The 22490-nt window shown below is 56.9% G+C and carries 21 protein-coding genes; 11 read left to right on the plus strand and 10 right to left on the minus strand.

The annotated features are described in order from the left end of the window. Positions 1–503 precede the first annotated feature (503 nt). The 4 genes from H6G52_RS02725 (at position 504) to H6G52_RS02740 (ending at position 6284) form a co-directional block, all read left to right on the plus strand. A complete protein-coding gene (locus H6G52_RS02725; RefSeq protein ID WP_190526290.1) occupies positions 504–2828 on the plus strand; it encodes a Calx-beta domain-containing protein in 2325 nt (774 codons plus the stop codon). A 413-nt stretch (positions 2829–3241) separates the two neighbouring features. Next, a complete protein-coding gene (locus H6G52_RS02730) occupies positions 3242–4144 on the plus strand; it encodes a hypothetical protein (protein WP_190526291.1) in 903 nt (300 codons plus the stop codon). A gap of 78 nt (positions 4145–4222) precedes the next feature. Further along, the gene (locus H6G52_RS02735) at positions 4223–5734 is read left to right on the plus strand and encodes a cobyric acid synthase (RefSeq protein ID WP_190526293.1); all 1512 of its coding nucleotides are present in this window, start codon (positions 4223–4225) and stop codon (positions 5732–5734) included. Positions 5735–5738: 4 nt separating this feature from the next. Further along, the gene (locus H6G52_RS02740; RefSeq protein WP_190526295.1) at positions 5739–6284 is read left to right on the plus strand and encodes a hypothetical protein; all 546 of its coding nucleotides are present in this window, start codon (positions 5739–5741) and stop codon (positions 6282–6284) included. 57 nt (positions 6285–6341) lie between these two features. Here the strand turns inward: H6G52_RS02740 and H6G52_RS02745 are convergent, their stop codons facing one another. Continuing rightward, positions 6342–7244 carry a metal ABC transporter permease gene (locus H6G52_RS02745; protein ID WP_190526608.1) on the minus strand — a complete coding sequence of 301 codons (903 nt, stop codon included), beginning with the start codon at positions 7242–7244 and terminating at the stop codon, positions 6342–6344. A 63-nt stretch (positions 7245–7307) separates the two neighbouring features. Continuing rightward, complete coding sequence (locus tag H6G52_RS02750; protein WP_190526297.1) at positions 7308–8057, minus strand: metal ABC transporter ATP-binding protein; 750 nt, start codon at positions 8055–8057, stop codon at positions 7308–7310. Positions 8058–8514: 457 nt separating this feature from the next. On the opposite strand from H6G52_RS02750, the gene rseP reads away from it, so the two are divergent. Next, on the plus strand, positions 8515–9615 hold the full coding sequence (gene rseP / locus H6G52_RS02755; RefSeq protein ID WP_190526299.1) for an RIP metalloprotease RseP: 1101 nt from the start codon (positions 8515–8517) through the stop codon (positions 9613–9615). Positions 9616–9821: 206 nt separating this feature from the next. Here the strand turns inward: rseP and H6G52_RS02760 are convergent, their stop codons facing one another. Next, complete coding sequence (locus H6G52_RS02760; protein WP_099535489.1) at positions 9822–10115, minus strand: 2Fe-2S iron-sulfur cluster-binding protein; 294 nt, start codon at positions 10113–10115, stop codon at positions 9822–9824. A 38-nt stretch (positions 10116–10153) separates the two neighbouring features. On the opposite strand from H6G52_RS02760, the gene H6G52_RS02765 reads away from it, so the two are divergent. The 3 genes from H6G52_RS02765 (at position 10154) to H6G52_RS02775 (ending at position 12531) form a co-directional block, all read left to right on the plus strand. After that, positions 10154–10294: a hypothetical protein gene (locus H6G52_RS02765; RefSeq protein WP_190526301.1), complete on the plus strand. Its 141-nt coding sequence runs from the start codon at positions 10154–10156 to the stop codon at positions 10292–10294. Between the two features lie 456 nt (positions 10295–10750). Further along, the gene (locus H6G52_RS02770) at positions 10751–11746 is read left to right on the plus strand and encodes a Gfo/Idh/MocA family protein (protein ID WP_190353528.1); all 996 of its coding nucleotides are present in this window, start codon (positions 10751–10753) and stop codon (positions 11744–11746) included. A 191-nt stretch (positions 11747–11937) separates the two neighbouring features. Further along, positions 11938–12531: a CatB-related O-acetyltransferase gene (locus H6G52_RS02775; RefSeq protein WP_242026172.1), complete on the plus strand. Its 594-nt coding sequence runs from the start codon at positions 11938–11940 to the stop codon at positions 12529–12531. A 147-nt stretch (positions 12532–12678) separates the two neighbouring features. On the opposite strand, the gene H6G52_RS02780 is transcribed toward H6G52_RS02775, so the two are convergent. The 5 genes from H6G52_RS02780 to H6G52_RS02800 all read right to left on the minus strand — a co-directional run bounded on the left by H6G52_RS02780 (position 12679) and on the right by H6G52_RS02800 (position 17048). After that, positions 12679–13320 (minus strand): LON peptidase substrate-binding domain-containing protein, encoded by a 642-nt coding sequence (locus H6G52_RS02780; protein ID WP_099535483.1) that lies wholly within the window; start codon positions 13318–13320, stop codon positions 12679–12681. Positions 13321–13427: 107 nt separating this feature from the next. Beyond that, positions 13428–14009, minus strand: coding sequence for a CPBP family intramembrane glutamic endopeptidase (locus H6G52_RS18970; protein ID WP_190526304.1), 582 nt, complete (start codon positions 14007–14009; stop codon positions 13428–13430). Positions 14010–14109: 100 nt separating this feature from the next. Then, positions 14110–15198, minus strand: coding sequence for a DUF3326 domain-containing protein (locus H6G52_RS02790; RefSeq protein WP_190526306.1), 1089 nt, complete (start codon positions 15196–15198; stop codon positions 14110–14112). Positions 15199–15365: 167 nt separating this feature from the next. Then, entirely contained in the window at positions 15366–15566 is a 201-nt protein-coding gene (locus tag H6G52_RS02795) for a hypothetical protein (RefSeq protein WP_099535480.1), read from the minus strand. Positions 15567–15767: 201 nt separating this feature from the next. Further along, complete coding sequence (locus H6G52_RS02800; protein WP_099535478.1) at positions 15768–17048, minus strand: pyridoxal phosphate-dependent aminotransferase family protein; 1281 nt, start codon at positions 17046–17048, stop codon at positions 15768–15770. 588 nt (positions 17049–17636) lie between these two features. Here H6G52_RS02800 and H6G52_RS02805 point away from each other — a divergent pair. Both H6G52_RS02805 and H6G52_RS02810 read left to right on the plus strand, forming a co-directional pair. Continuing rightward, a complete protein-coding gene (locus H6G52_RS02805; protein WP_099535476.1) occupies positions 17637–17828 on the plus strand; it encodes a hypothetical protein in 192 nt (63 codons plus the stop codon). 665 nt (positions 17829–18493) lie between these two features. Further along, positions 18494–19324 carry a photosystem II manganese-stabilizing polypeptide gene (locus H6G52_RS02810; RefSeq protein WP_099535472.1) on the plus strand — a complete coding sequence of 277 codons (831 nt, stop codon included), beginning with the start codon at positions 18494–18496 and terminating at the stop codon, positions 19322–19324. A 132-nt stretch (positions 19325–19456) separates the two neighbouring features. On the opposite strand, the gene H6G52_RS02815 is transcribed toward H6G52_RS02810, so the two are convergent. Together H6G52_RS02815 and H6G52_RS02820 are read right to left on the minus strand one after the other, a co-directional pair. Next, positions 19457–20467, minus strand: coding sequence for an Npun_R2479 family HD domain-containing metalloprotein (locus tag H6G52_RS02815; protein WP_347278271.1), 1011 nt, complete (start codon positions 20465–20467; stop codon positions 19457–19459). A gap of 123 nt (positions 20468–20590) precedes the next feature. Beyond that, the gene (locus H6G52_RS02820; RefSeq protein ID WP_190526308.1) at positions 20591–20731 is read right to left on the minus strand and encodes a hypothetical protein; all 141 of its coding nucleotides are present in this window, start codon (positions 20729–20731) and stop codon (positions 20591–20593) included. Positions 20732–20793: 62 nt separating this feature from the next. Between H6G52_RS02820 and H6G52_RS02825 the strand changes: the two genes are divergently transcribed. Further along, positions 20794–22446 carry a hypothetical protein gene (locus H6G52_RS02825; RefSeq protein WP_190526610.1) on the plus strand — a complete coding sequence of 551 codons (1653 nt, stop codon included), beginning with the start codon at positions 20794–20796 and terminating at the stop codon, positions 22444–22446. Positions 22447–22490 lie beyond the last annotated feature (44 nt).

Below are 22490 nucleotides of genomic sequence, written 5' to 3' on the forward strand. Positions count from 1 at the left end.
GATCGGCGTGCCCCTGCTCCATTAAGGTTGGTCAAAAATTGATTGATCAGAAAATTGATTGATCAGAAATGGGTCAACGATGCCTCAAAAACATCTCGAAAAAGCGATAGAATCTCAACCCATTTTCGTTATTGATCGATGAAATTGATGATGAAATTTGCAAGTAGTCATCTTAGTTTTCTAGACATTCTTGATAAATTCCCTTTGGAACCATTTTTGCAGTTCTTTTGATTTCCAAAAGGCTCACCTAGTTTAGCTTCGGAGCGCAATTCCGGTTTCTCAGGAAAACTTTCGAAAAGAAACGTTAGGGTCTGTCATCAAATCCTCGCAATCCTGATCCTGTCCTGATCCGAGGGCAGGAGGCCAAAAACTGGAGCCTTCGTGAAAAACCGGTTTCAGCGGTCAGGGCCCACGGTCGATCGCACCGGCATCAGGGATTCAGTGAATGCGATGACAGCTCCTACCCTTCCCTGCGAATCAGTTTTGCTAGACGGAGCCGATCTATGGATTTCACCGGTTTTGAGGTGGCGAGTTTTGCCTATCGTGAAGCGGATTATTTAGCCCGAAATCCCGATGTGAACCTTGCGGTGAGCGGTAATTTACTGCGATCGGGCTTTGCACATTTTTCACAGCATGGTTTCAGCGAAGGCCGCAGCCCCAGCGGTGATTATGAAATTTTGCAAGCGGTGTTGCCGCTTTACAACGAAGCAAACTATTTAGCCCAAAATCCCGATGTGCAAGGGGCGATCGGGCGGGGTCAACTCACTTCGGGTCTGGAACATTTTGCGCGATCGGGATTTCGAGAACGGCGCGAACCGGGCGGCGGGTTCAACCGCTTCAACTTTGGCAGCGAGTCGGCCGATTCGCTCACGGGGGGCGCTGGTCGCGATTTGCTGTTGGGTTGGAATGGTGATGATCAAATCCAGGGGCTAGCGGGCGATGACCAATTGGCTGGCAACCGTGGCCGCGATTTGATCTTTGGCAATGAGGGCAACGATCGACTGCGCGGCGGCAAGGAAGCCGATACCCTCTGGGGCGGTGCGGGCGATGATCAACTGCTGGGCGACCTGGGTGATGATCTGCTGTCGGGGGATTTGGGAGCCGACACCCTGGCCGGTGGCGCTGGGGCCGATCTGTTTTTGATCAGTGCGGTGGCGGGTGGCAGCTCGATCGCCTCGGCCGATGTGATTTTGGATTTTTTGCAGGAAGGAGCCGATCGGCTGGTCGTGCCCAGCGGTCAACGGTTTGAAGATTTGGACTTCACGGCCGGCATCGGCGTTAACAGCGGCGACACGATCGTCCGCGATCGGGCGACGGGCCGCTATCTGGCCGTTCTCAAGGGCATCAACCCCAATAGCTTCAGCGCCAGCAACGTGATTTCCCAAGAAAGTCTGAACGCCAACACCGCGATCCTGCGCTTCCTGGGCAGCGGCTTTGTGGGCAACGAGCCAGATCGCAACGCCGTGATTACCATTGAGCGTTCCGGCAACCTGCAAACCGCCGCCCAGGTCACCTTCAGCACCGGCAGCGGCACGGCCACCCCCAACCAAGACTTCACCCCCGTGAACAGCGCGATCGCCTTTGCTCCCGGCGAAACCCGCAAAACCATCTCAATTCCCCTAACAGACGATCGCCTCACGGAAACCGATGAAACCGTGGCCCTGCTGTTGTCGAATCCCGTGGGGGCCCAGCTCGATCGAGCCACCGCCACCCTCATCATCCGCGACGGCAGCGGCGGCGGCAGCAGCACGACCCCCACCGGCCCCACCGTTTCCCTGGATGGCAACAGCTACAGCATCAACGAAACCGGCGGATCCCTCGCCATCCCCGTGCGACGGACTGGCGACCTGTCCCAACCCCTGTCGGTGACCTACGCCACCAGCAACGGAACCGCCCTGGCCGGCCTCGACTACAGCGCCATCAATGGCCAGCTCACCTTCGCCGCCGGCCAGAGCGTCGCCAGCCTCACGATCCCGATCCTGAACGACAGCCTGGCCGAGCCAACGGAAACTTTCCAACTCAACCTCAGCAATCCCACGGGCGGACAACTGGGCAGCATCAACGCCGCCACCATCAGCATCATCGACAGCGCCGCCAGCGGCTCCAGCGCGACCACAACACCCACCAGTGGCCCGGTGCAATCCTCCGTGGCCAGCGCCGTTGCCTTCAGCCCCAGTGATTCGGAAGCCGCGATCGCCGCTAAAAATGGCCCCAAAATCACCCTCGGCAACACCAACATCTACATCGGCTATCAACAGGTGTCGGCCCTCAATCAAGATCCGATCTTGGTCAGCTTCACCAACGGCGTGCGCAATTGGGTACGCACCGATTACGAAACCACGGTCGATGATGGAACAGGCACGGGCTTGGCTTGGGATGGCTCCAATCTCTATGCCGTCTTCACCTCCACCGGCAACCAACCGGGGAATAACCTCAGTCGCTTCACGGGCAGTGGCTGGCTCACGGGCTACACAGACGGCAGCCCCAGCGGCGGCGGCGGTGGCAAAGTGGGAATTTTGGCCAAGGTTGACCCCACCACAGGCAACATCCAAAACGCCACTTACCTGACGGCCCGCAATGACAAGGGAACCGCCGCCCTCGGTGACGACACCACTAACTCCCTGTTTGTGCGGGGCCTCAGTTTCACGGGCGGCAATGTGCTGGTGCAAGCGGATTCGGCCTATGCGCCGCGCCGTCCCGACAAAACAGCCATGACCCAAAGTGTTGGCAATGGTGCGCTGCCCGCCAGCACGGGCTACAACTACGAAGTGGTACTCTCAGCCAATTTGGGATCTGCCCTGTCCACGCGGGCCAAAGATTTCATTTGAGGCCTAGGATGCCAGGGCCCGCTCACGATCGTCTGGAGTTCTTGATGGCATCTACTGATTTTGAGGGAGGAAGCTTGGCCAATTCGGCAACGGCTGTTCTGGGCCAAGGCATTGAGCCACGTTGGACGATGGGTTCCAGTTGGGTTGCATCCTACTTTCCGCCCACCCATGCTCACAATTCCGGAGGCGGCTTCAGCACCCATCACGCGATCGAGACCCAAGATTCTGAGATCAAAAACTCTGAGACCAAAAACTCTGAGATCAAAAACTCTGAGATCAAAAACATTGATCACGTTTCCGAATTTCTCAGTACAAAGCAGCTTCTTTCTGGAGTTGATTGGCCTGAACATTCTTCGGTTGATGCTGGAGTGAATGATCAGGTTAATTTGGGTCAGATCAGTGATGATTTTTGGTTGAATTCCTGGGGACAAAATCGCAACCTGAGGCGCGGTGGAACGGGTGGCGATTTCAATCAGGATTGGGATCATTTTGGTCGTCTCGGTCGCCGATCGGGAACCGATGCCCCCGATCGCCCATTGGATCCCCTGACCGGAGCACCTCAGGAGGAGGCCGCCGCGATCGCCCCAGACCTGCCCCGATCGGTCAATGTGCCTCGTAACGGTGTGCAATCTTCGGTGAAAAACGCCGTTACCTTCGGAATCAACGACTCGGAAGCTGCGATTGCCGCGAAAAACGGCCCCAAAGTCACGATCGGCACCACCACCGTCTACATCGGCTATCGCCAAGTGACCTCCGCCAACAAGGATCCGATTTTGGTGAGCTTTAACAATGGAGTCAGACGATGGGTACGCACGAACTACGAAACCACCAACGATGACGGAACGGGCACGGGCTTGGCTTGGGATGGTTCCAACCTCTACGCCGTCTTTACTTCCACGGGCACTCAGCCGGGCAATGGCTACAGCCGATTCACGGGCAGTGGTTGGCTGCGCGGCTACACGGATGGCAGCCCCGGCGGTGGCGGTGGCAGCCGGGTCAGCATTCTGGCCAAGGTTGACCTGGCCACGGGCAACATCCAAAACGCCACCTACCTGACGGCTCGCAACGATCGGCGCACGGTCAGTGTTGCGGACGATCGCACCAATTCCTTAACCGTCAAGGGACTGCGGTTCTCGGGTGGGAATGTGATTGTTCAGGCCGATTCCACCTATGCCCCTCGCCGGCCCGACAAAACCTCCATGACCCAACGGGTGGGCGGTGGCGCATTGTCGGCCAACAGCAGCTACAACTACGAGGTGGTGTTGGCGGGCAATTTGGGATCTGCCCTTTCAACCAAGGCGAAGGATTTTGTTTAATCGCCAATCCAACGCTAGAGTGCTGAGGGGCCAGGGGTTTGACCTTTTCCCTCAGCATTTCGACCCGAATCAGAGCCCATGAAGTCGATCGCAGTTTTAGGAACCTCCTCCAACGCGGGCAAAAGCTGGGTAACCACGGCCCTTTGCGCTTGGTTGCGGCGGCGAGGTCTGCGGGTTGCGCCGTTCAAGGCCCAAAACATGTCCAATAATTCCTTCGTGACCCTGGAAGGGGGCGAAATTGGGCGGGCCCAGGCGGCCCAGGCGGAGGCTTGCGGGTTGCGGCCCGTGGCGGAGATGAATCCCATTTTGCTGAAGCCTTCGGGCAATAGCCGATCGCAGTTGGTGCTGTTGGGCCAGGCCGGGGAACATATCGCGGCGGCGGACTATTACCAACATATCGATCGTCTGTGGGAGGTGGTGGCGCAAACCCTGGCGGACTGGCGCGATCGCTGTGATGTGTTGGTGCTGGAGGGGGCGGGCAGCCCGGTGGAATTGAACTTGATGCACCGGGATTTGGTGAATTTGCGCCCGATCGAGCATCTCCAAGGGCGCTGGCTGTTGGTGGGCGACATTGAACGAGGCGGCATTTTCGCCCAAGCGGTGGGAACCTACCAACTGATGCCCCGATCGGCTCAGGCCCTGGGATTGGGCTTAGTGGTGAATAAGTTTCGGGGCGATTTGCGGCTATTTGCCGATGCCGATCTCTATTTTCAGCAGCATTTGCCCCACCTGCCCTATTTGGGAACCTTGCCCTACGCGGCGGAGTTGCAACCGGAAAGCGAAGATAGCCTCTGTCGATCGGCCGAAGAGACCCCCATGGAATGCGATCACCCTGTGATTGCCTGGGTTCGGTTTCCTTTTTTGTCCAATTCCCAAGACAGCCAACCTTGGTCGATCGATCAAGGAGTGGCGGTGCGCTGGGTGACGCGGCCGGCCGAGTTGGCCACCGCCCGGGTGATCGTGTTGCCGGGCAGCAAAAACACCCTGCGGGATTTGGCTTGGCTCCAAGAAACGGGCCTGGCAGCGGCCATTCAACGGGCCGCCGCCCAGGGTGTGCCGGTGGTGGGCATTTGTGGGGGCTATCAAATGTTGGGCCGATCGCTGGTCGATCGCACGGGCATTGCGGGGGCCGCGGGCGAGATGGCGGGGTTGGGACTGTTGCCGGTGGAGACGGATTATTTTCCACAAAAAACCGTGCGCCAAGTGACGGCCCATTGGCCCAGCCAGGCCGGTGCAACCTCACAGCATGACATTCCGCAGCTCGATCGCTGGCAAGCCTATGAAATTCACATGGGTCAAACCCGCCCGATCGCCCCTTGCGATCCACTGTTGACTCTGGAGCCGATCGGACAGCCGCCAGAACCAGAAGGGGCCCGATCGGCCCAAGGCTGCGTTTGGGGAACCTATGTCCATGGTCTGTTTGAGTCGGCAGCGGTGCGCCAAACCCTGACCCGCTTGGCCGGCATCACCACCCATCGCCCCAACCCCCAATCCTGGCAACAACATCGGCAACAGTTGTACGATCGAATGGCCGACCTTTTGGAAACATCCTTAACCCTGGATCGGCTGTGCGACTACCTGGAGGTTTGAGCCGATGGTGTTCGATCGACCGATGGTTTCTCAGTGGCAACTCGCGATCACCAACGTGATCACCAGGGGTTTAGGGGCGATCGGGCTGTTGGCCCTTGTGACCTTGGGCACGCCCACCGCCCAGGCCCAAAGTCCCGGACTGTTGGACTGTCTGCGCCGCGCGGGGAATGATCCCTATGCTCTGGCCCGCTGCCGCAACCCCAACGCCCAGGCTCCCAACCTCGAAGAACCGATTACGCCCTCGCCCGGCAGCGGCAACTCCGGCGGGCCGCCGCCCAGCCAACCCAATTCCGCCAGCGGCCCCAGCAGCAACCCCAATCGTGGCAGTGGCTCCTCCGCCACCAGCACCGGTGTTCCGGCCAGTCGCTACAACTCCGCCAATCGATCAAGGATCACGATCGACTGCATGAGCGCCTACAGCGACCAACCCAGCGCCCTCCTAACTGAATGTGGTGCTTGGGCCCCCAGACGCAACACTCCCACCCCTTCCGCAACGCCCCAATTCCCTACCTCTCCCAACCAAGGGCCACCCGCGCAAACCATTCGCTAGTTGAGATTCACTGAGATTCACTGAAACTCACTGAGATTCGCTGGCTCAGATTGGCTGTTAGTCCAGGTCTGCGGTCGGTTTGGGAGCTGCCGATTCCGCAACCTTGCCCGATCGCGGACGGGTCGCCTTGGGGCGGGGACGGGTCAAAATTCCCTGGCTTGGGCTAAACAACAGGGCCATCAAAAACAACCCAAAAATCACCAGGGCGATCGCCGCGCCCGAGGGCAAATCCCAATAGAAACTGCTGTACATGCCCCCGATCGCGGCCAACACCCCTAAGCCAGCACCCACCAACATCATCATGTGCAACTCTTTGACCAACAAATAGGCCGTGATGGCCGGGCCCACCAACATTGCGATCGCCATAATCACCCCCACCACCTTCAAGCTCGTCACGATCGCTAAAGTCACTCCGGCCATCAGGCTGTAGTGAATCCAAGTGGTGGGTAATCCGGCCGCTTCGGCCCCCAAGGGGTCAAAGGTATAAAACAGTAATTCTTTATAGTGAAGCTTAATTAAAACTAATAAAATCACCGCTACAATCACTCCATGGAGCAAGTCTCCTTGGGTGACGTTCAAAATATCGCCAAAGAGAAATCCTTCCAAATCAAGCTGCGTTTTTAGCAGTGAAATCAGGGCAATTCCTAAGCCAAAAAAGGTGGAGAAGGTTAGGGTCATGGCCGCATCAACCCGCACCCGCGATTGCTGTCGAATCCAGGCAATGACGAAGGTGCTGCACATGCCGGAAATGAACGCCCCGATCGATAAATCAATGCGCAACGCATTGGCGATCGCCAAACCAGGCATTACCGCATGGGCAATTACGTCACCCAGCAGAGACATCCGCAGCACAATGAGATAACTGCCCACCACGGGACAAATTACGCCCACGATCATCCCGATCGCGATCGCATGGCGCACAAATTCATACTGCAAAGGATCAAGCAACCAGTCCAAAATTAGCCCTCAGCATTTGGTTGAATCAAATTTAGACCTCCAATCAGGATAGTCTCACGGGACTTGCTAACAGGCTAAAACCGATTCAAAGGGACTGTGGCGATCGGCAGTTTGCATATTTTCGCCATAGGCTCGCCGGATATTATCCAGGGTCATCACGGCCTGGGGCCGATCATTCGCCAGGAGCGATCGATTCAGCAATAGCAGCCGATCGTATCGTTCCAGGGAGCTGCCCCACTCGTGAGAGCAAACTAACACCAAATGGCCTTGGCCGCGGAGTTCAGCAAACAGATTCAACAGCACTAGTTCCGTTTGCTTGTCCACACCGGTAAAAGGTTCATCGAATAGAAAAAATTCTGCCTTTTGGGCCAGGGCCCGAGCCAAAAAAACCCGTTGCTGTTGCCCGCCAGAAAGGGAGCCGATCGGGCGATCACGCAAATCCCAAATATTCACCTGCTCCATGGCCGATCGAGCCGCGGCCCGGGCTGCTGGGCCGGGCGATCGCCACCATCCTGCCACCTTGGCAAAGGCCATCATCACCACCCGTTGCACCGTAATCGGATAGTCCCAGTCGATTTGTGACCGTTGGGGCACGTAGGCCACGCGATGGCGCAGTCGCCGCAAGGGCACACCCCGAAAGGTAATCACGCCCGATTCGATCGGCACGAGGCCCAACAGGGCCTTGATCAGGGTGCTTTTGCCCGCGCCGTTGGGGCCAATCAGCCCCACCAATTCACCGGGCGCGAGGTCAAGCGAAACATCGTCCAGAACCGAGAGTCCGCGATAGCGAACACACAGCGATCGAACTTGCAGCATGGAGGCGATGGGTTCCAACCTAGGAAGGCCAACAAAACCGCCAGCCACCACCGCGCCTCAACAGCGCCGCACAATGGTGGTGGCTCACGAAGATGTTAAAGATTAGTTTGAGAATGGTTCTCAAAAAAAATTCTAACACCCCCCTGAGTCCCCGTCGCCCCCGGAATTGCCAAGCTCGATCGATCCCTGGGCGATCGCTTGACCCTGCTGAATTGTCGTCGAATTGCTGCTGAATTACCGCTGATTGGCCCCGATCGCGCCTTCTGCCGTCCCTGGGTTGGTTACCTGAGTTGGGCAATCGGAAGACCGCCAAATCGCCTAAACTGAATCTTTACTGGATTTTCTGCGCTGGGTTCTGTATGGCATCACTGCGCATTCTTCGCAGGTATTAGCCCTCATCCATTGCGTTAGCTTTCACGCATTTGCATTTTTTGCATTTCTATTGAGCAGCAAGCCTATGTCGGTATTGGTGGCGATCGGTGTATTGGCGTTGCTGGTGTTCGTTCACGAATTAGGACACTTCGCAGCGGCTCGGTTACAGGGCATTTACGCCAACAAGTTTTCCTTGGGGTTTGGGCCCGTCCTCTGGAAATATCAGGGGCCGCAAACGGAATACGCCATTCGTGCCATTCCCCTCGGGGGCTTTGTGGGCTTCCCGGATGACGACGAAGACAGCTCCATTCCTGCCGATGACCCCAACTTGATGCGCAATCGCCCGATCGCTGATCGAGCCATTGTGATTGCGGCCGGCGTGGTGGCTAATTTGATTTTCGCCTATGGGGTTTTGGCGGCTCAATATGGCTTCATGGGCGTGCCCGATGGCTTTCGCTATGAAGCAGGGGTGATTGTGCCCCAAGTGCTGGCTCCTGACAATCCGGCCGGGCGAGCCGGGCTGAAGGCGGGAGACATTGTGCAGGCGATCGATGGGCAAACCCTCAGCGCCGAACAAGAAAGCGTGAAGGTGTTGATGGAGCAGATCAAGGCGAGTCCCGATCGCCCCTTGATCTTGGAAGTGCAACGGGGAGCCGATCGCCTCACCCTCCGGGTCACCCCCGAGCTGGACGAAGCGGGCCAAGGGCGCATCGGCGTGCAACTGGCCCCCAACGGCCGACCGGTTTATCGCCCCGCCCACAACCCGATCGAAGTGTTGACCCTGGCGGCCGATCGGTTCCAAAACATGGTGACCCAAACCGCTGGCGGCTTCTTGACCCTGGCGGCCAACTTCCGGGAAACCGCACCCCAAGTGTCTGGCCCCGTCAAAATCATTGAGTGGGGAGCCAACATCGCCCAATCCGATGCCGGGAACCTCTTTCCCTTCATGGCGCTGATCAGCATTAACCTCGCCGTCATCAACATCCTGCCCCTGCCGGCCTTGGATGGTGGGCAACTCTTTTTCCTGGCGATCGAGGCCCTGCGCGGCGGTCGGCCCTTGCCCCAGGAATTTCAAGAAAACGTCATGCAAACGGGTTTGGTGCTGCTGTTGGGCTTGGGCATTTTGTTAATTGTGCGCGACACCACCCAACTGGAATGGGTGCAACGGCTGCTGCAACAACAATAGGCTAATAGGCTCGCCCATCAGCTTGCCAATCCAATCAGCTCGCCTGGGCCAAATCAGCCAACCCAGCCCAAGGATGGGGTCCAGTCGGGCCCCAAAAGCCAAAGGCTAACAACTCAGAAGCGAAAGCTCAGAAGTGAAAACAAAACGGGGCCAACCATCGTCGGCCCCGTTTCGTATGAGTTGGGCATTGCTACCCGAAGAAAGGCTTAGTACAGCTCTTCTTCCTTATGGGTTTCGATCGTGCAGTCTGAAGTGGGGTAAGCAGCACAGGTCAGCACATAGCCCGCTTCGATTTGATCGTCATCCAAGAAAGACTGATCCGATTGATCCACCGAACCGGCAGTTACCTTACCAGCACAGGTCGAACAAGCGCCCGCACGGCAGGAGTAGGGCAGATCGAGGTTTGCCTCTTCAGCCGCATCGAGAATGAACTGATCGTCGGCGCAGTTGATGACCTTTTCGCCGTCGGGAGTAATGAGCGTTACCTTGAAGGTCGCCATGGTTGTGACTCTCTCTCTCGCGTAAAAACAGGGGCGGTATGGGGCTAACGCAACGGATTAACCGGGTCAATGGCACAGCTTGCACGGGGTTGCCAACTTGCGACCATGGGATTTTGACTGCTGACACAACAGTCGCGATCGGGAGTCTCAGTCAACGCGATCGGCGGGATGCCCACTGAACCCTTAGTTACGTTTGAGGCCACCGACAACTGAAGCCATGGGGTTAAGACATGGTTCACTTCCGGCGTAGCCAACCTCGCCTTCTGATGTTACGAGAAATTTTTATTGCTACTACGGATGAGCACAGAGATCCGAGAACGTTATTCTTAATCGTTTTTCCAGATTCGATTCTAATTACTTATACTTATTGGATATTTTTGCGAGAATCGGCAGAGTTTTTGTGGGTTCTTGGCTTAGTCTAAAGTCTTGAAACCAATATTTTCAAGGCTTTCCAGGCTTATTGTTCTGAGACTGCTTCGATTTATAACCCTAGCTAAAGCTTTGTTTTAAAATAAGAAATTTTTATAAAAACACCCCGAATTGTCGGTTTTCCGGCCCTTCCGCCACCCGAAATCAGCGCTAGGAGACCGGGGCAAAAGGCTAAGATCGGGGGGCTATGTTGGTGATCTGTAGTCATGCTATTGGGTAATCCGGTGCGCGTCGGCCTGGTGGGCACGGGCTTTGTGGCAAAGTTGCGGGCAGAGGCCCTGTTGCCGGATGCACAGGGAGATTGGTTGGCGGCCAAGCTGGTGGCGGTGGCGGGTCGCACACCGGAGAAGGTGGCGGATTTTGCGGCAACTTACGGGGCGATCGCCCTGGACTCTTGGCGGGAGCTGGTCAGCCACTCGGATGTGGACTTGGTGATGGTTTGCAACACCAACGCCGAGCGGGGGGCGATCGTGCGGGCAGCCCTAGAGGCCGATCGCCATGTGGTGACGGAATATCCCCTGGCGCTGGATCCCAACGAGGCGGCGGAATTGGTGGAATTGGCCCGATCGCGCGATCGGCTGTTGCATGTGGAGCACATTGAGCTGTTGGGCGGCGTGCATCAATCCCTGCGGACTTGGCTGCCCAAAGTGGGCGAGGTGATCTCCGCTCGCTACAGCACCATCGCGCCGCAAATTCCCACCCCAGGCAAATGGACTTATAACCGATCGCTGTTTGGATTTCCGCTGGTGGGGGCCCTATCTCGGCTCCATCGTCTGGTGGATGTGTTTGAAAACGTCCGCCAGGTGGGAGCTGTGGCTCGCTACTGGCCAGCGGAGGTGGAGGATTATCACGCCTGTTGGTGCGAAGCGAGGCTGATTTTTAGCAGCGGCCCGATCGCCACGGTCACCTATGGCAAGGGCGATCGATTTCACGGTTCCCAGCGGCTGTTGGAAGTGCGCGGCAGTCAGGGCACGTTGATTTATGAGGGCGATCAGGGGCAACTAATCCAAGGCGATCAGGTGACACCGCTGGAGGTGGGCGGTCGGCGGGGGTTGTTTGCCCGCGACACCCACGCGGTCTTGGCCTACCTGCTGAATGGCACGCCGCTGTATGTGCGCCCGGAAGAGAGTTTATACACCCTGCGGGTGGCGGATGCGGCGGCACGATCGGCCAATACGGGCCGCCCGATCGACCTGCTCTAGAACTTGCTTGAAGCGAGTTCGACGAAACCGGCGACTATCAGCAATGGTCTATGTCCTCTTGTCCTGAATCTTCTCGTCCTGAATCTTCTCGTCCTGCATTTGTTAGTCCTGAATCTGTGAGTTCTGAGCCTTTTAGCCCTGAATCCTCTAATCCTGGCTCCTGTGGCCCCGATCCAGACCAGCCCTATCCCATGCCAGGTCAAGGGCGCTTGGTTTATTTGAAGCCTTTAATTAAAAATCCTCAGATCATCGTGGGCGACTACACCTACTACGATGACCCCGCTGGGCCGGAACGCTTTGAAGCCAATGTGCTCTACCACTTTGACTTCATTGGCGACAAACTGCGGATCGGCAAATTTTGTTCGATCGCCGCCGAGTGCAAATTCATCATGAACGGTGGCAACCACCGCACCGATTGGTTCACGAACTATCCCTTTCCCGTGTTTGGCAACGGTTGGGAAACCGCCATGCCCGACGACTGGCCCCACAAGGGCGACACGGTGATCGGCAATGACGTGTGGTTGGGCTATGGGGTGACGATTATGCCGGGGGTGCAAATTGGGGATGGGGCGATCGTGGCGACGGGGGCAGTGGTGACCCGATCAGTTGATCCTTACACGATCGTGGGTGGCAATCCGGCCCAACCCATTCGGAAGCGGTTTGATGAGGAGACGATCGCCGCGTTGCTAGAAATTCGCTGGTGGGATTGGGAGATTGCCAAAATCACCCGCAATTTGCCCGCCATCTGTGGTGGCGATTTGGCAGCGCTGCGATCGGCCCAATAGCACTAGCCCAATAGCACTAGCCCAATAGCACTAGCCCAATAGCACCAGCCCAATAACCACCCTCGATCGGCTCATGGCCATGGTTATCATGGGGCGATCGCCCACACTGAAAACCAGAAGCTGAAAACCAGAAACCCCTAAAAAACCTCAAGGGAGTGCGTCTTTCAGGGCCGTGCGAGCCGCCAGGTGGTTGCGCGTTGAACTCAGAATTTCGGCTTCCCGTTGCAGGCGCACCGCCGTATCTTGCATTTCCAACAGGGCCTGTTGTTCCGCCGCCACGCCATAGAGCTTGGCCGCAACCCAGTAGGACAGTTCCGTGGGCAGGGTGGGGATTTCGTCCGGTAGCTCAATTTCCCGATCGGACAATTTGGCCGACAACCGCACCACGTCCTTCAGCAGGGTTTCCACTTCCCCGGCTAACCCATACAGATCATCGCTGGGTGGATCATCTTGAATCCATTCCACCAAACCAACGCGGTAGGGCTTTTCGCGCACATATTCCAACAGCCGAAAGCGCTGTTGGCCGAGGGTCAACATCTTCAGCCGGCCATCGGGTAACCGTTGATAGCGCAGGACTTCCGCACAACAACCAATGGTGGCAATTTCGCCGCTTTGCTCATCGGACATCAACACCCCAAACCGTCGATCGGTTTCCAGGATGGTGTTCATCATGATCCGATAGCGATATTCAAAAATGTGCAGCGGCAGAGGTTGTCCTGGAAACAACACAAGGTCGTTAAGGGGGAACAACGGCAGTTCACGGACGGCGATCGAGGACGGAGAACCCATCGGCAAAAAGCTGGGAGAGTGAACAAAGCCGCCGCAAACCGCAATGGCGGGCGGATGCTGGCAGCCCCTAGTCTATCGCACTGGGCGGGTACTGGACGGTTTCGCCCCTAGGCCTTGGCTCGTTGATAGTGCCAGATCAACACAGCCAATGCATTGGTGGTGATGTGGGCAATGGTGGGAACCAGCAAATTGCTCGTCCACCAAGCACTGCCGCAGAGAATGCCCCCGGTGATGCCGGCCCAAGCGGCGTAGGGCCAGTGTTTGCGTCCTGCCAAATGCAGCCAACCAAAGCAAAGGCTAGATCCCAACAGGGCCAGCCAGTCAGCGCCCAAGCCGGGAAACATCACCCCCCGAAAGAACAGTTCTTCGCTGGCTCCGGGCAACAGGCCCACCCAAAGTGCATCCCAAGGCAAGAGGGAAGGCATCAACCAGTTGAGATAGGCCTGGGCGCTGCGACGATATCCGGGCCAAACTAGGGCGATCGCACCGCTGAGGCCGGTGATGGCGAGGCCCAGCCCCAGCCCGATCGCCACCCCAGTCCAAGACCAAATCACAGGCCAGCGCTGCACTTGGCCCAACCAGAGCCACAGTTGCGCCCCTCCCCAAAAGGCCAGGGCCGTGATAGCGATCGTCATCAAAAGCTGCGATCGCTCTAGGGGTTCTAGATCCAAATCCTCAAAATCATTCACAGGGCTTGACGGGGCGGAGCAGGGATGGAGCGAGGGCAGGGGTGCATGAAAAATGGCTCTGAAGGGCGAATCAACAGTGATGGGTGGCGATGGGTGGTGCTTAATCCCCAGGCGAATCAACCATTGGCAATAACGGCATGATTGGATTCGATCGCAAGGCATCGGGCCAGAGGCCAGCCCGGCGGGCCGTGAGCCAACCGATCGCCTCTAAGTATGATCGCACCCGTGTGGCTCGCAAATTCAGCGCTTCGGGGGGGACTTGCATCGCCGTGGCGTTGTCGTCCACCGCGAGGATATCGGCCCCGGCGGCGGCCCAATGCAAAACGGCCGCGCCGCCACAGGCACTCGTGGGCGTAATCACCACATCGATCGAGTTGCGGGTGATGTCTAGGGGCTGCCATTGGGCCCAATCGCGCAGGAATTGGGGCGATCGCCACAGGCCAGCCAGCACGCAGGGCAGGAAAGTATGGCCCAATTCTTCAGCGGCCGATCGCGGGGCTAAGTCTGCCGCTGGGGGGCCGCTGACCAAGGCCGGCGCATGGGCACAGGGCACGGCAAATTCTCGCACCACCAAATGGCTGATCACCGCTTCGGCTCCGGCGATCGGATCCACGCCCCGGCCTTGACGATAGGCGGTGGTTAGGGGGGTGTCTTCGTCGGGAAAACGGGCCACCACGGCGATCGCCTCGGCTCCGGCTTCGATCGCCCGTTCCGCTGCCCTCAGCAGGCTGGCGGGTTGGGCAATGGTTCCCCAAGAGGCCCCGGAAGCGGAAATTTTGAGAGCCACTCCCAGGGGGCGATCGGTCACAATTGCCGCCATCACATCAATGCCCAAGGTGGCCCGGGCCGCGTCGGCCGCTTGCAGTTGTCGCCGCTGCAATTCCGGCTCAATGGCTCGATCCAAAATCAGAGCGATCCGGTTTTGGCGCACCGGCCGCAGCCCCCAGTCACCCGCCGCGAGGCGATCGAGCGCATAGCCTTCCACATAAAGGGTGTTGGGCAATGGCCAATAGAGCATGGCCCCGTTCAACACATTGGGATGGGTGATTAAACAATCCACCGCCGAGGCCATGGCCCGCGCCACCGGTAGCCCATCGCCTGCGTAACCCCCGATCGTTGCACCAATGCCGGTGGGAATCAGCAAGACCGCCGTAAATGGGCGAGTTCGGTCAACGATCGCAGATTGCATCGGGCACAGCTTGCATCAGACGTAGGACATGGAACAACAACGGCTTGGCCCCCGGTCTTGCGCATCGGCCGGGTTTGATCCGGATATTTGCGGAATACAGCCGGGAGCCAAACAAGCGCTTCCGGTCTGAAGTTTAAGGTCTGGAGTTTAAGGCCTGCGGTGCGCCATTAAACGTTCGACTCGATCGGTTCGCTGGTCACCAGGCCCGTGGTCACAATCGCCTCCACATTGGCCAAATCATCCTCCACCTGGGTCACAGCCCACCGCAACGGCTCACCCCGTTTGTGCAATTCCGTTTCGATCGCCTGGGGCAGCGCCATCGGCGACTCGTTCAAGTCAATCTCAAACTCAATGAAATGGGTGGTCATAGAATTATCCAAATTGATGAGGAATCAGCAGCGGCCAAGGCGGCCACCTAGGGCATGTGAAGGAGGGGCTTGGATTGATTGGCGCAAGGAATTTTGACCAGCAATCTCGGTCAAAAATCTTGGCCAGCAGTCCCAACAGTTGCTATCTATCCTAGGCAGCTCTTGGCCCGCCTGGGTCAACTGAGATCAACCTCGGTCAACCTAGGCTGACTTGCTGGCGGCATACATGGACTCGCGCACCTGCACCATGGCATCCACCAACCGATCCATCTCGTCTTGGGTATGGAGCGCGTTGGCCGTGATCCGCACCCGAGGCTTGGCAATGAACCAAATCGGAGAAACCCAAATGCCATGCTCAGCCATCAGTTGGCGGGCAAAATATTTCGGGTTCATGTCCGGTGGCAGCAACACAGGCAACACATTGGTTTCGCCCATCACTTCAAAGTTGGCGGCCGTCAACCGCGATCGCAAGTAGCGAGTGTTGTCTTGCAGGCGCTTCACCAGTTCTGGATGTTGGCGCACTTGGCGAATACTCTCCAGGGCGGCGGCGGTCATTGGCGGCGGCAGGGAAATGGTTCCGATCGAGGTGGGCGACACATTCATCAGTGGCTTGAATTCCGCCACATGGGTGCTGATGGCCGCACCGGCCGAAGCCGCAAACTTTGAGAAGGTGGTCATGATCAGGGGCACAACACCTTTGGCGATCGCATCGCTGGGCAAAATCCCAAAATGCTCATAGATGCCGCGGCCCGTGGGCCCCAGAGCACCGCTGGCGTGGGCTTCGTCCATCAACAGCACGGAGCCGGGATAGCGACTGAGCACCTCGATCATTTCCGGCAGAGGAGCCACATCCCCATCCATCGAAAACACCGCATCCGACACCACAAAAATGCGATCGCCTGGCCGCGCATGGCGTTCCAGTTTGCGAGCCAAATCTTGCGCATCGCAGTGGCGGTAAGCCTTCACCCGCACATGGGGGCTATAGCTAAAGGTTTTGCCCGATCGCGTCCGAGCGTGGGCCAGGGCCGAGATGATGCAGCCGTGGTTCAACACGTCCGACATGATCAGGGTTTCGCGATCGTGGGTGAAGCCCGGTACCTGAATGGCCAAATGGCAGAACCCATCAATCACGGCCTGCATGGCCATCCAGGCATTCATGAACAGTTGCGTGTGAGGCAAATGCTTGAAGCTGGAAATTTCATCTTCCAGTTGGCGGTGCAGATCAATCCGACCACTTAACACCGAGCAGGAACTATTCGAGGTGCCGTATTGCAAAATTGAGTCGATGGCAGCCTGGCGCACGGCCGGGTTCATCGTTAACCCCAGTACGTCATTCGTACAAAAGGTCAGCACCTCGAAGCGTTCCCCCGTTGTCGCCTCCTCAATTTCGACCCAGTTGCCCTGCTTCTGGTGGCAAATATATTCATCTGGATCGAGATCGCTCTCATACCAGCGCTGGACGTACTCTTTGACGACTTCCACAGGTTTCTCCTCGCCTCAAATTGCTGGTTGCGATCGATCCTTATCCGACCCAGGGTGCGATCGCGTCGTTGCAGTCACTGCCGCAGATTTCCCGCCAAAACAGCTTAGGAGGGGTTAGGAGTCGGGGGGTAATGATCCGAGTCTCCTTCCCAGTCACTGGGCAGGGTGTGGGATTGCGATGGTTTCGGTGTATTGCGATTTGTTGCGCTCGCAAATTGCTCTTAACTGTATCTCAGTTCGCGCCTGCTCTTGCAAGGGGCAATGGATTGGTCATGCAACTGGGCCCCTATTCAGACCCCGCGCGATCGCGTGCAACCCCCTGGGGAACAATTCTAAAGATTTGTATTCCGTAACTCTTGATACAGAAATTGGCAGGAATTTTTTATTTGCGCTACTCTCAGGAATAGGACAACGGCCTGAAACCGACCTTGATTTCTGGCCCAGTAGAGCCAGTAACCAAGGCCCGATCGGGCCAGGGATTGCCGCCCACTCGGCGCAATGCCTGCATCGCCCTCCAACAGTCCGGGAGTTAATCAACGGTTGTTGTCGCTATAACCCTCAATCAGTTTTTCCTCGGAGGTTGCTCCCATGTCTAGTCTCGACCGCGCTCGTGCCCTGATGACCCAACGTCACCATTCCGTTAAGCACCGTCATCAATCCCTGCTAGGCCGCGCTAGCGTCACCATGGGTCTGACCGCCGATGCGGCCAACCGCCTGACCCACATTCAAGGCAAGTTGGTTAGCGATAGCTATGATCGCAGCCCAGCCACCATGAGCTAGGCAAGCATCACGGGGCCAGGCGATCGATCAAGCAATCGAGCAATCGATTCAGTTGATTGCCTGATTGCCCAGTTGATCACCCAGTTAATTGCCCAGTCCTGATCCAGACCCAACCCACCGGCCCCCTGCTCCACAACAGGGGCCACTGAGGGAACTGCCGGGTCAAACACAAAACCAAACCCAAAATCAGCAGCGGGGCCGGATGTTTAAATCTGGCCCCGCTGCGCTTGGGGGCTTGGCTCAGAAACCAGCTTGGGGACGGTGTCCTTGGGTGATGATCGAAAGCGATCGATCAAATCAGCGAAATCGATTGGGCGGTCGCTGAGGCGTGTAGAATGCTCTATTGGGACGCTTGGCTTGGTATATCCAGCGATCGTTGGGATTGATTGAGATTGATTGTTTTCTCAATTAACCCCAAAATTCGGATGCCTAGTGGCGTGGTGTTGCGCTGTAGATCGCTTGCTCAAGCGGATTCTTCGGGTGATTTCACGCGGGCCATCTAGAAAACCTTGGACAGCGGGCTTGGGTTTAGTAACTGCCCGATCGGGTAGCCTGCTTGCCCCTTACGGTCGTGACCCCTCGCCGATCGCTGCCACGAGACTTGTCCCAGTCTTCTTCTAATATTCCTTGAGACCTTAGCAAGACTTTAGAGATTGAGGTTCACCATGCGATACAAAGCTTTGATCGCCGCGCTTCTGGCCCTGTGCCTGAGTGTGCTAACGGCGGCCTGCGGCGATGCCTCAATGGCCAGCGATCGCCCCCTGACCTACGAAGAAATTCGGAACACCGGTCTGGCGAATAACTGCCCTGATGTCGATACCGTCACGCGCGGTTCGATCGCCCTTGAAGCAGGTAAAAATTACAGCATTCAAGCCCTGTGCTTACAGCCCCTTAATTACTACGTAAAAGAAGAAGGCCTTAACAAGCGCAGAGAAGCAGAATTTGTGGAAGGCCGTTTGCTGACCCGCAAAACCAGCTCCCTCGACCAAATTCAAGGCTCCCTGGCCGTGAACAGCGATGGCTCGCTGACCTTCACCGAAGAAGATGGCTTTGACTTCCAACCTTCAACCGTGCTGCTGCCCGGTGGCGAAGAAGTGCCCTTCCTGTTCACGATCAAGCAACTGGTGGCCACCAGCCAAGCCGGTCAAGCTGCCATCACCTCTTCCACCGACCTGAAGGGTCAATTCCGCGTTCCCTCCTACCGTGGCTCCACCTTCTTGGATCCGAAGGGTCGTGGTTTGGCCAGCGGCTATGACAATGCCGTGGCGCTGCCCGCTGATGCTGACAGCGACGAACTGGTGAAAGAAAACGTCAAGAAATACGACATCGGCACGGGCAACATCTCGCTGCAAGTGTCGAAGGTGGACGCTGACACCAACGAAATTGCCGGCACTTTCGTTAGCTACCAACCCTCGGATACCGACATGGGTTCCAAGAAGCCGAGCGACATGAAGATTGTCGGTCGCTTCTATGCCCGTGTGGACAGCGATGCCTAGGCCATAAACAAGGGACAAGGGGGACATGCAGGGCCAGCGCTGGGCAGGGGAAACTGAATTCCCATGACAAGGCGGCCCTCTCGTCATGCCCCCTAGGTTCTTTGCCTAAAAACCTTTGCTTGGGAGCCATGCCTAATCGGCGTGGCTTCCTTGTTTTTGCACGTTGTTTTTGGTGGAGATGGCTCCACTGCTTGAGGTTCCTGAGTTGGCTGAAGTCCCTGAGCTTATTGAAGGGGATGCTGAAGCGGAAGTGGAATTAGCGGAAGTGGCTGAGCTTAAGGAGTGGGCTTCGGGGGCAAAAAAGGGCGTGTATTGCTGGTGTTCGACCCGGAAGACGTTGGCATAGAGGTTGGCGGCGATTTGCTTGCCGGTTTGGGTTAGCTCCAACAGGCCGAGGGCTGGCTCAATGTACCGGTAAACCACATTCCAATAGAAGCTGGGATATTTGGCGCGCAAGTCATCGGGGCTGTGGTAGCCCAATTGTTGATTGGTGCCAATTTCCTCGAATTCGTAATAGAGGGCGGGAATTTTTTGTAAATAGCGCGGGTCGGAGAGTTGGCCGATCAAGTCGGCGGCTCGCACCAGGCCGGGATAGCCTACGGTGTCGGCGTGGTCGTTGTCTTGGGGAACGGGGAAGCGGGTGAGTTCAATGTTGTCTTGCACGGCCTGGGTGTCGATGAGGCGGTGCTTTTTGAAGCGGTCTTTGATGAAACGTTTGCCCCGATCGACGTGGTAGGGAGCCATGCTGGCATCGGTGGCTCCGGTGGGGAGGGCGATGGTTTCGTCGTCAATGCCGGTGGCGTAGATCCGCTGCTGGGGGCGATCGCGGTGACAAACACCGCGTACATAGCCAATGTCGTGACACAGCAGCGAGACATGAAAGAGCAGCCAATCTTCACAGGTCACGCCGCCTTGGCGAATATGCTTGCCTTTCAAAATTTCTTGGCCCACCAGGGTGACGTACATGGTGTGCTCAACGTTGTGGTAGAGCGCGTCACTGTTGGCGATGTTTTCTAGGGCCATGTTGGCAACCCACCCGAGAATTTCCGCATAGTCCGGTTTCATACCGCCGTAGGTTTGGCGGTAACCGTCTGCTAGTTCTCGGGTGAGTTCGTCCACGATCGACTTTGTGGGGTTGAGCACGATCGCTACCTCCGCATGAGTCGGCTGAGTTGAGAGGGCAAGGCACTCAAGGGGTTCAAGGCAGTTGCTGAGAAATCGACTGGTGCGAAGTTAACTGGCGCAAAATTAACCTGCATGATGTTTCTATCCTAGCGAGTGGCCGGCGGGATACGGTGACAGGGGCTGGGATGGGTGGTGATGACGGCGGGGGCCCGGGGCGATCGTATCTTGGTTGTTGCTGCGATCGAACTCGCGATCGTTGGTGACCCGTGCCCCACGCCTCAATTCACACATCCGCTCAACTACACCCGCACTTCCCTATGGCGATCGATGAGTTTTCTAGCTCCATGCCTCATCAGCCTTCATCTTTCCCATCACAGCCCGATCGGGATCAGTTTGCCCAGGCGGCGATCGCCCAAATTCCCAAAATTTTGACCCTGTGCGATCGCAACCCCCATAGCCCCACCTATGGTTGCTTCGATCGCAACTACTGGCAATACAAAATCGTTGACTTTCCCAGCGGCATGAGCCAGGAATTTGTGCTGCCCCTGGCGTTGGTTTGGGCCTTGCCTTTGCCGAACAATCCTTTTTATCAGCAGCCTAACCTTCGGCGCTGGGTTGAGGCAGGCATTCGCTACGGGGCCCAAAGCTCTCATCCAGACGGCTCCTGTGATGATTATTTTCCCTTTGAGCGGGCCGGAGGGGCGGCGGCCTTTTCTTTGCTGGCCTGCATTGATGCCTGTGAGCTAATTGGGCTGGATGATCCGCAAATTTGGCAATTTTTGAGTCGGCGGGCCGATTGGTTAGCCCATCACCAAGAAAGCGGCCGGCTCACCAATCACCAGGCCTTGATTGTGCTGTGTTTGGAGTTGCTGGGGCAGCGACTCCAGACCGATCGATGGCAACGGGCCAAGGTCGATCGCCTCAATCAGGTTTTGTCTTGGCAGAGCACCGAAGGCTGGTTTCAAGAATATGAAGGGTGCGATCCGGGCTACCACACCCTCACCATTTCCTGTTTGGCGCGGTTGCTAACTTTGCAGGGCGACAAGGCGGATCCAAGATTGCAGCCCGCCTTAGCCCAAGCGGTGGAGTTGGTGCAGTGGTTTGTGCATCCCGATGGCTCTTTTGGAGGGGAATATACGAGCCGAAATACCTATAATTTCTTTCCCCATGGCTTTGAATTGGTGGGGCGGTGGATGCCCTCGGCCCTGGCGATTAATGACCAAGTTTTGCAAGGACTCGCACGGGGATTAGGAGCCTGTTACGCGGATGACCACATTGTGGGTCATCACACTTGGAATTATTTATTAGCTTGGCGGGATTTTGTGCCCGATCGCCCGTCCATTCCAGATCCCACGCCCCTACGAGTTTGGCTACCAGAAGCCAGAATTTTGATCGATCGTCGCCAAAACCATGAAGGTCACTGGTTGACCTTACTGTTAGCCCTCAACAAAGGCGGCACTTTCAAAATTTTCCGAAACCAGCACCTATTGGCATCCGATACGCAGTTTTCACTACAAGTGCAACAGGGCAAAAAACTGAAAAATGCTGTGGGTCATCTGGTGGATCAATATGATCTGCAAGTGGAACCCGATCACATTGGCATTTGTGGGCAACTGGGCTGGGCAAAACAAACCCTCATGACCCCTAGCAAATTAATGATTTTGCGGTTGGTGATGTTGAGTGTGGGGCGATTTTTTCCGAACCTGATTCGGCGCATTTTGCAGCAGATTTTGATCGTGGGCAAGCGATCGACCCCCTATCGTTTTATTCGTCGTTTGGAATGGGTGGGGCAAGGCTGGCGGGTGCAAGATGAGTTGCTGGCTCCCGATTGGCAACCCGTGCAAGAAGTGGAAATCGGTACTGATCAAACTTCGATTTATGTGGTGATGAGCCGCACTTACCAAGCGGGTCAGCTCCAAAAAAGCTGGGATTTGACGAATCAGGTTCAGCATCTCCAGCCCGGTGAACCCCTGAAGGTCGATCGCCTGTTTTCCTAAAGCCGCCAACCTATCCCCATCATTCTTCCCGCCTGAGATTTTCT

The sequence above is a fragment of the Limnothrix sp. FACHB-881 genome, assembly GCF_014698135.1.
GTDB lineage: Bacteria > Cyanobacteriota > Cyanobacteriia > CACIAM-69d > CACIAM-69d > CACIAM-69d.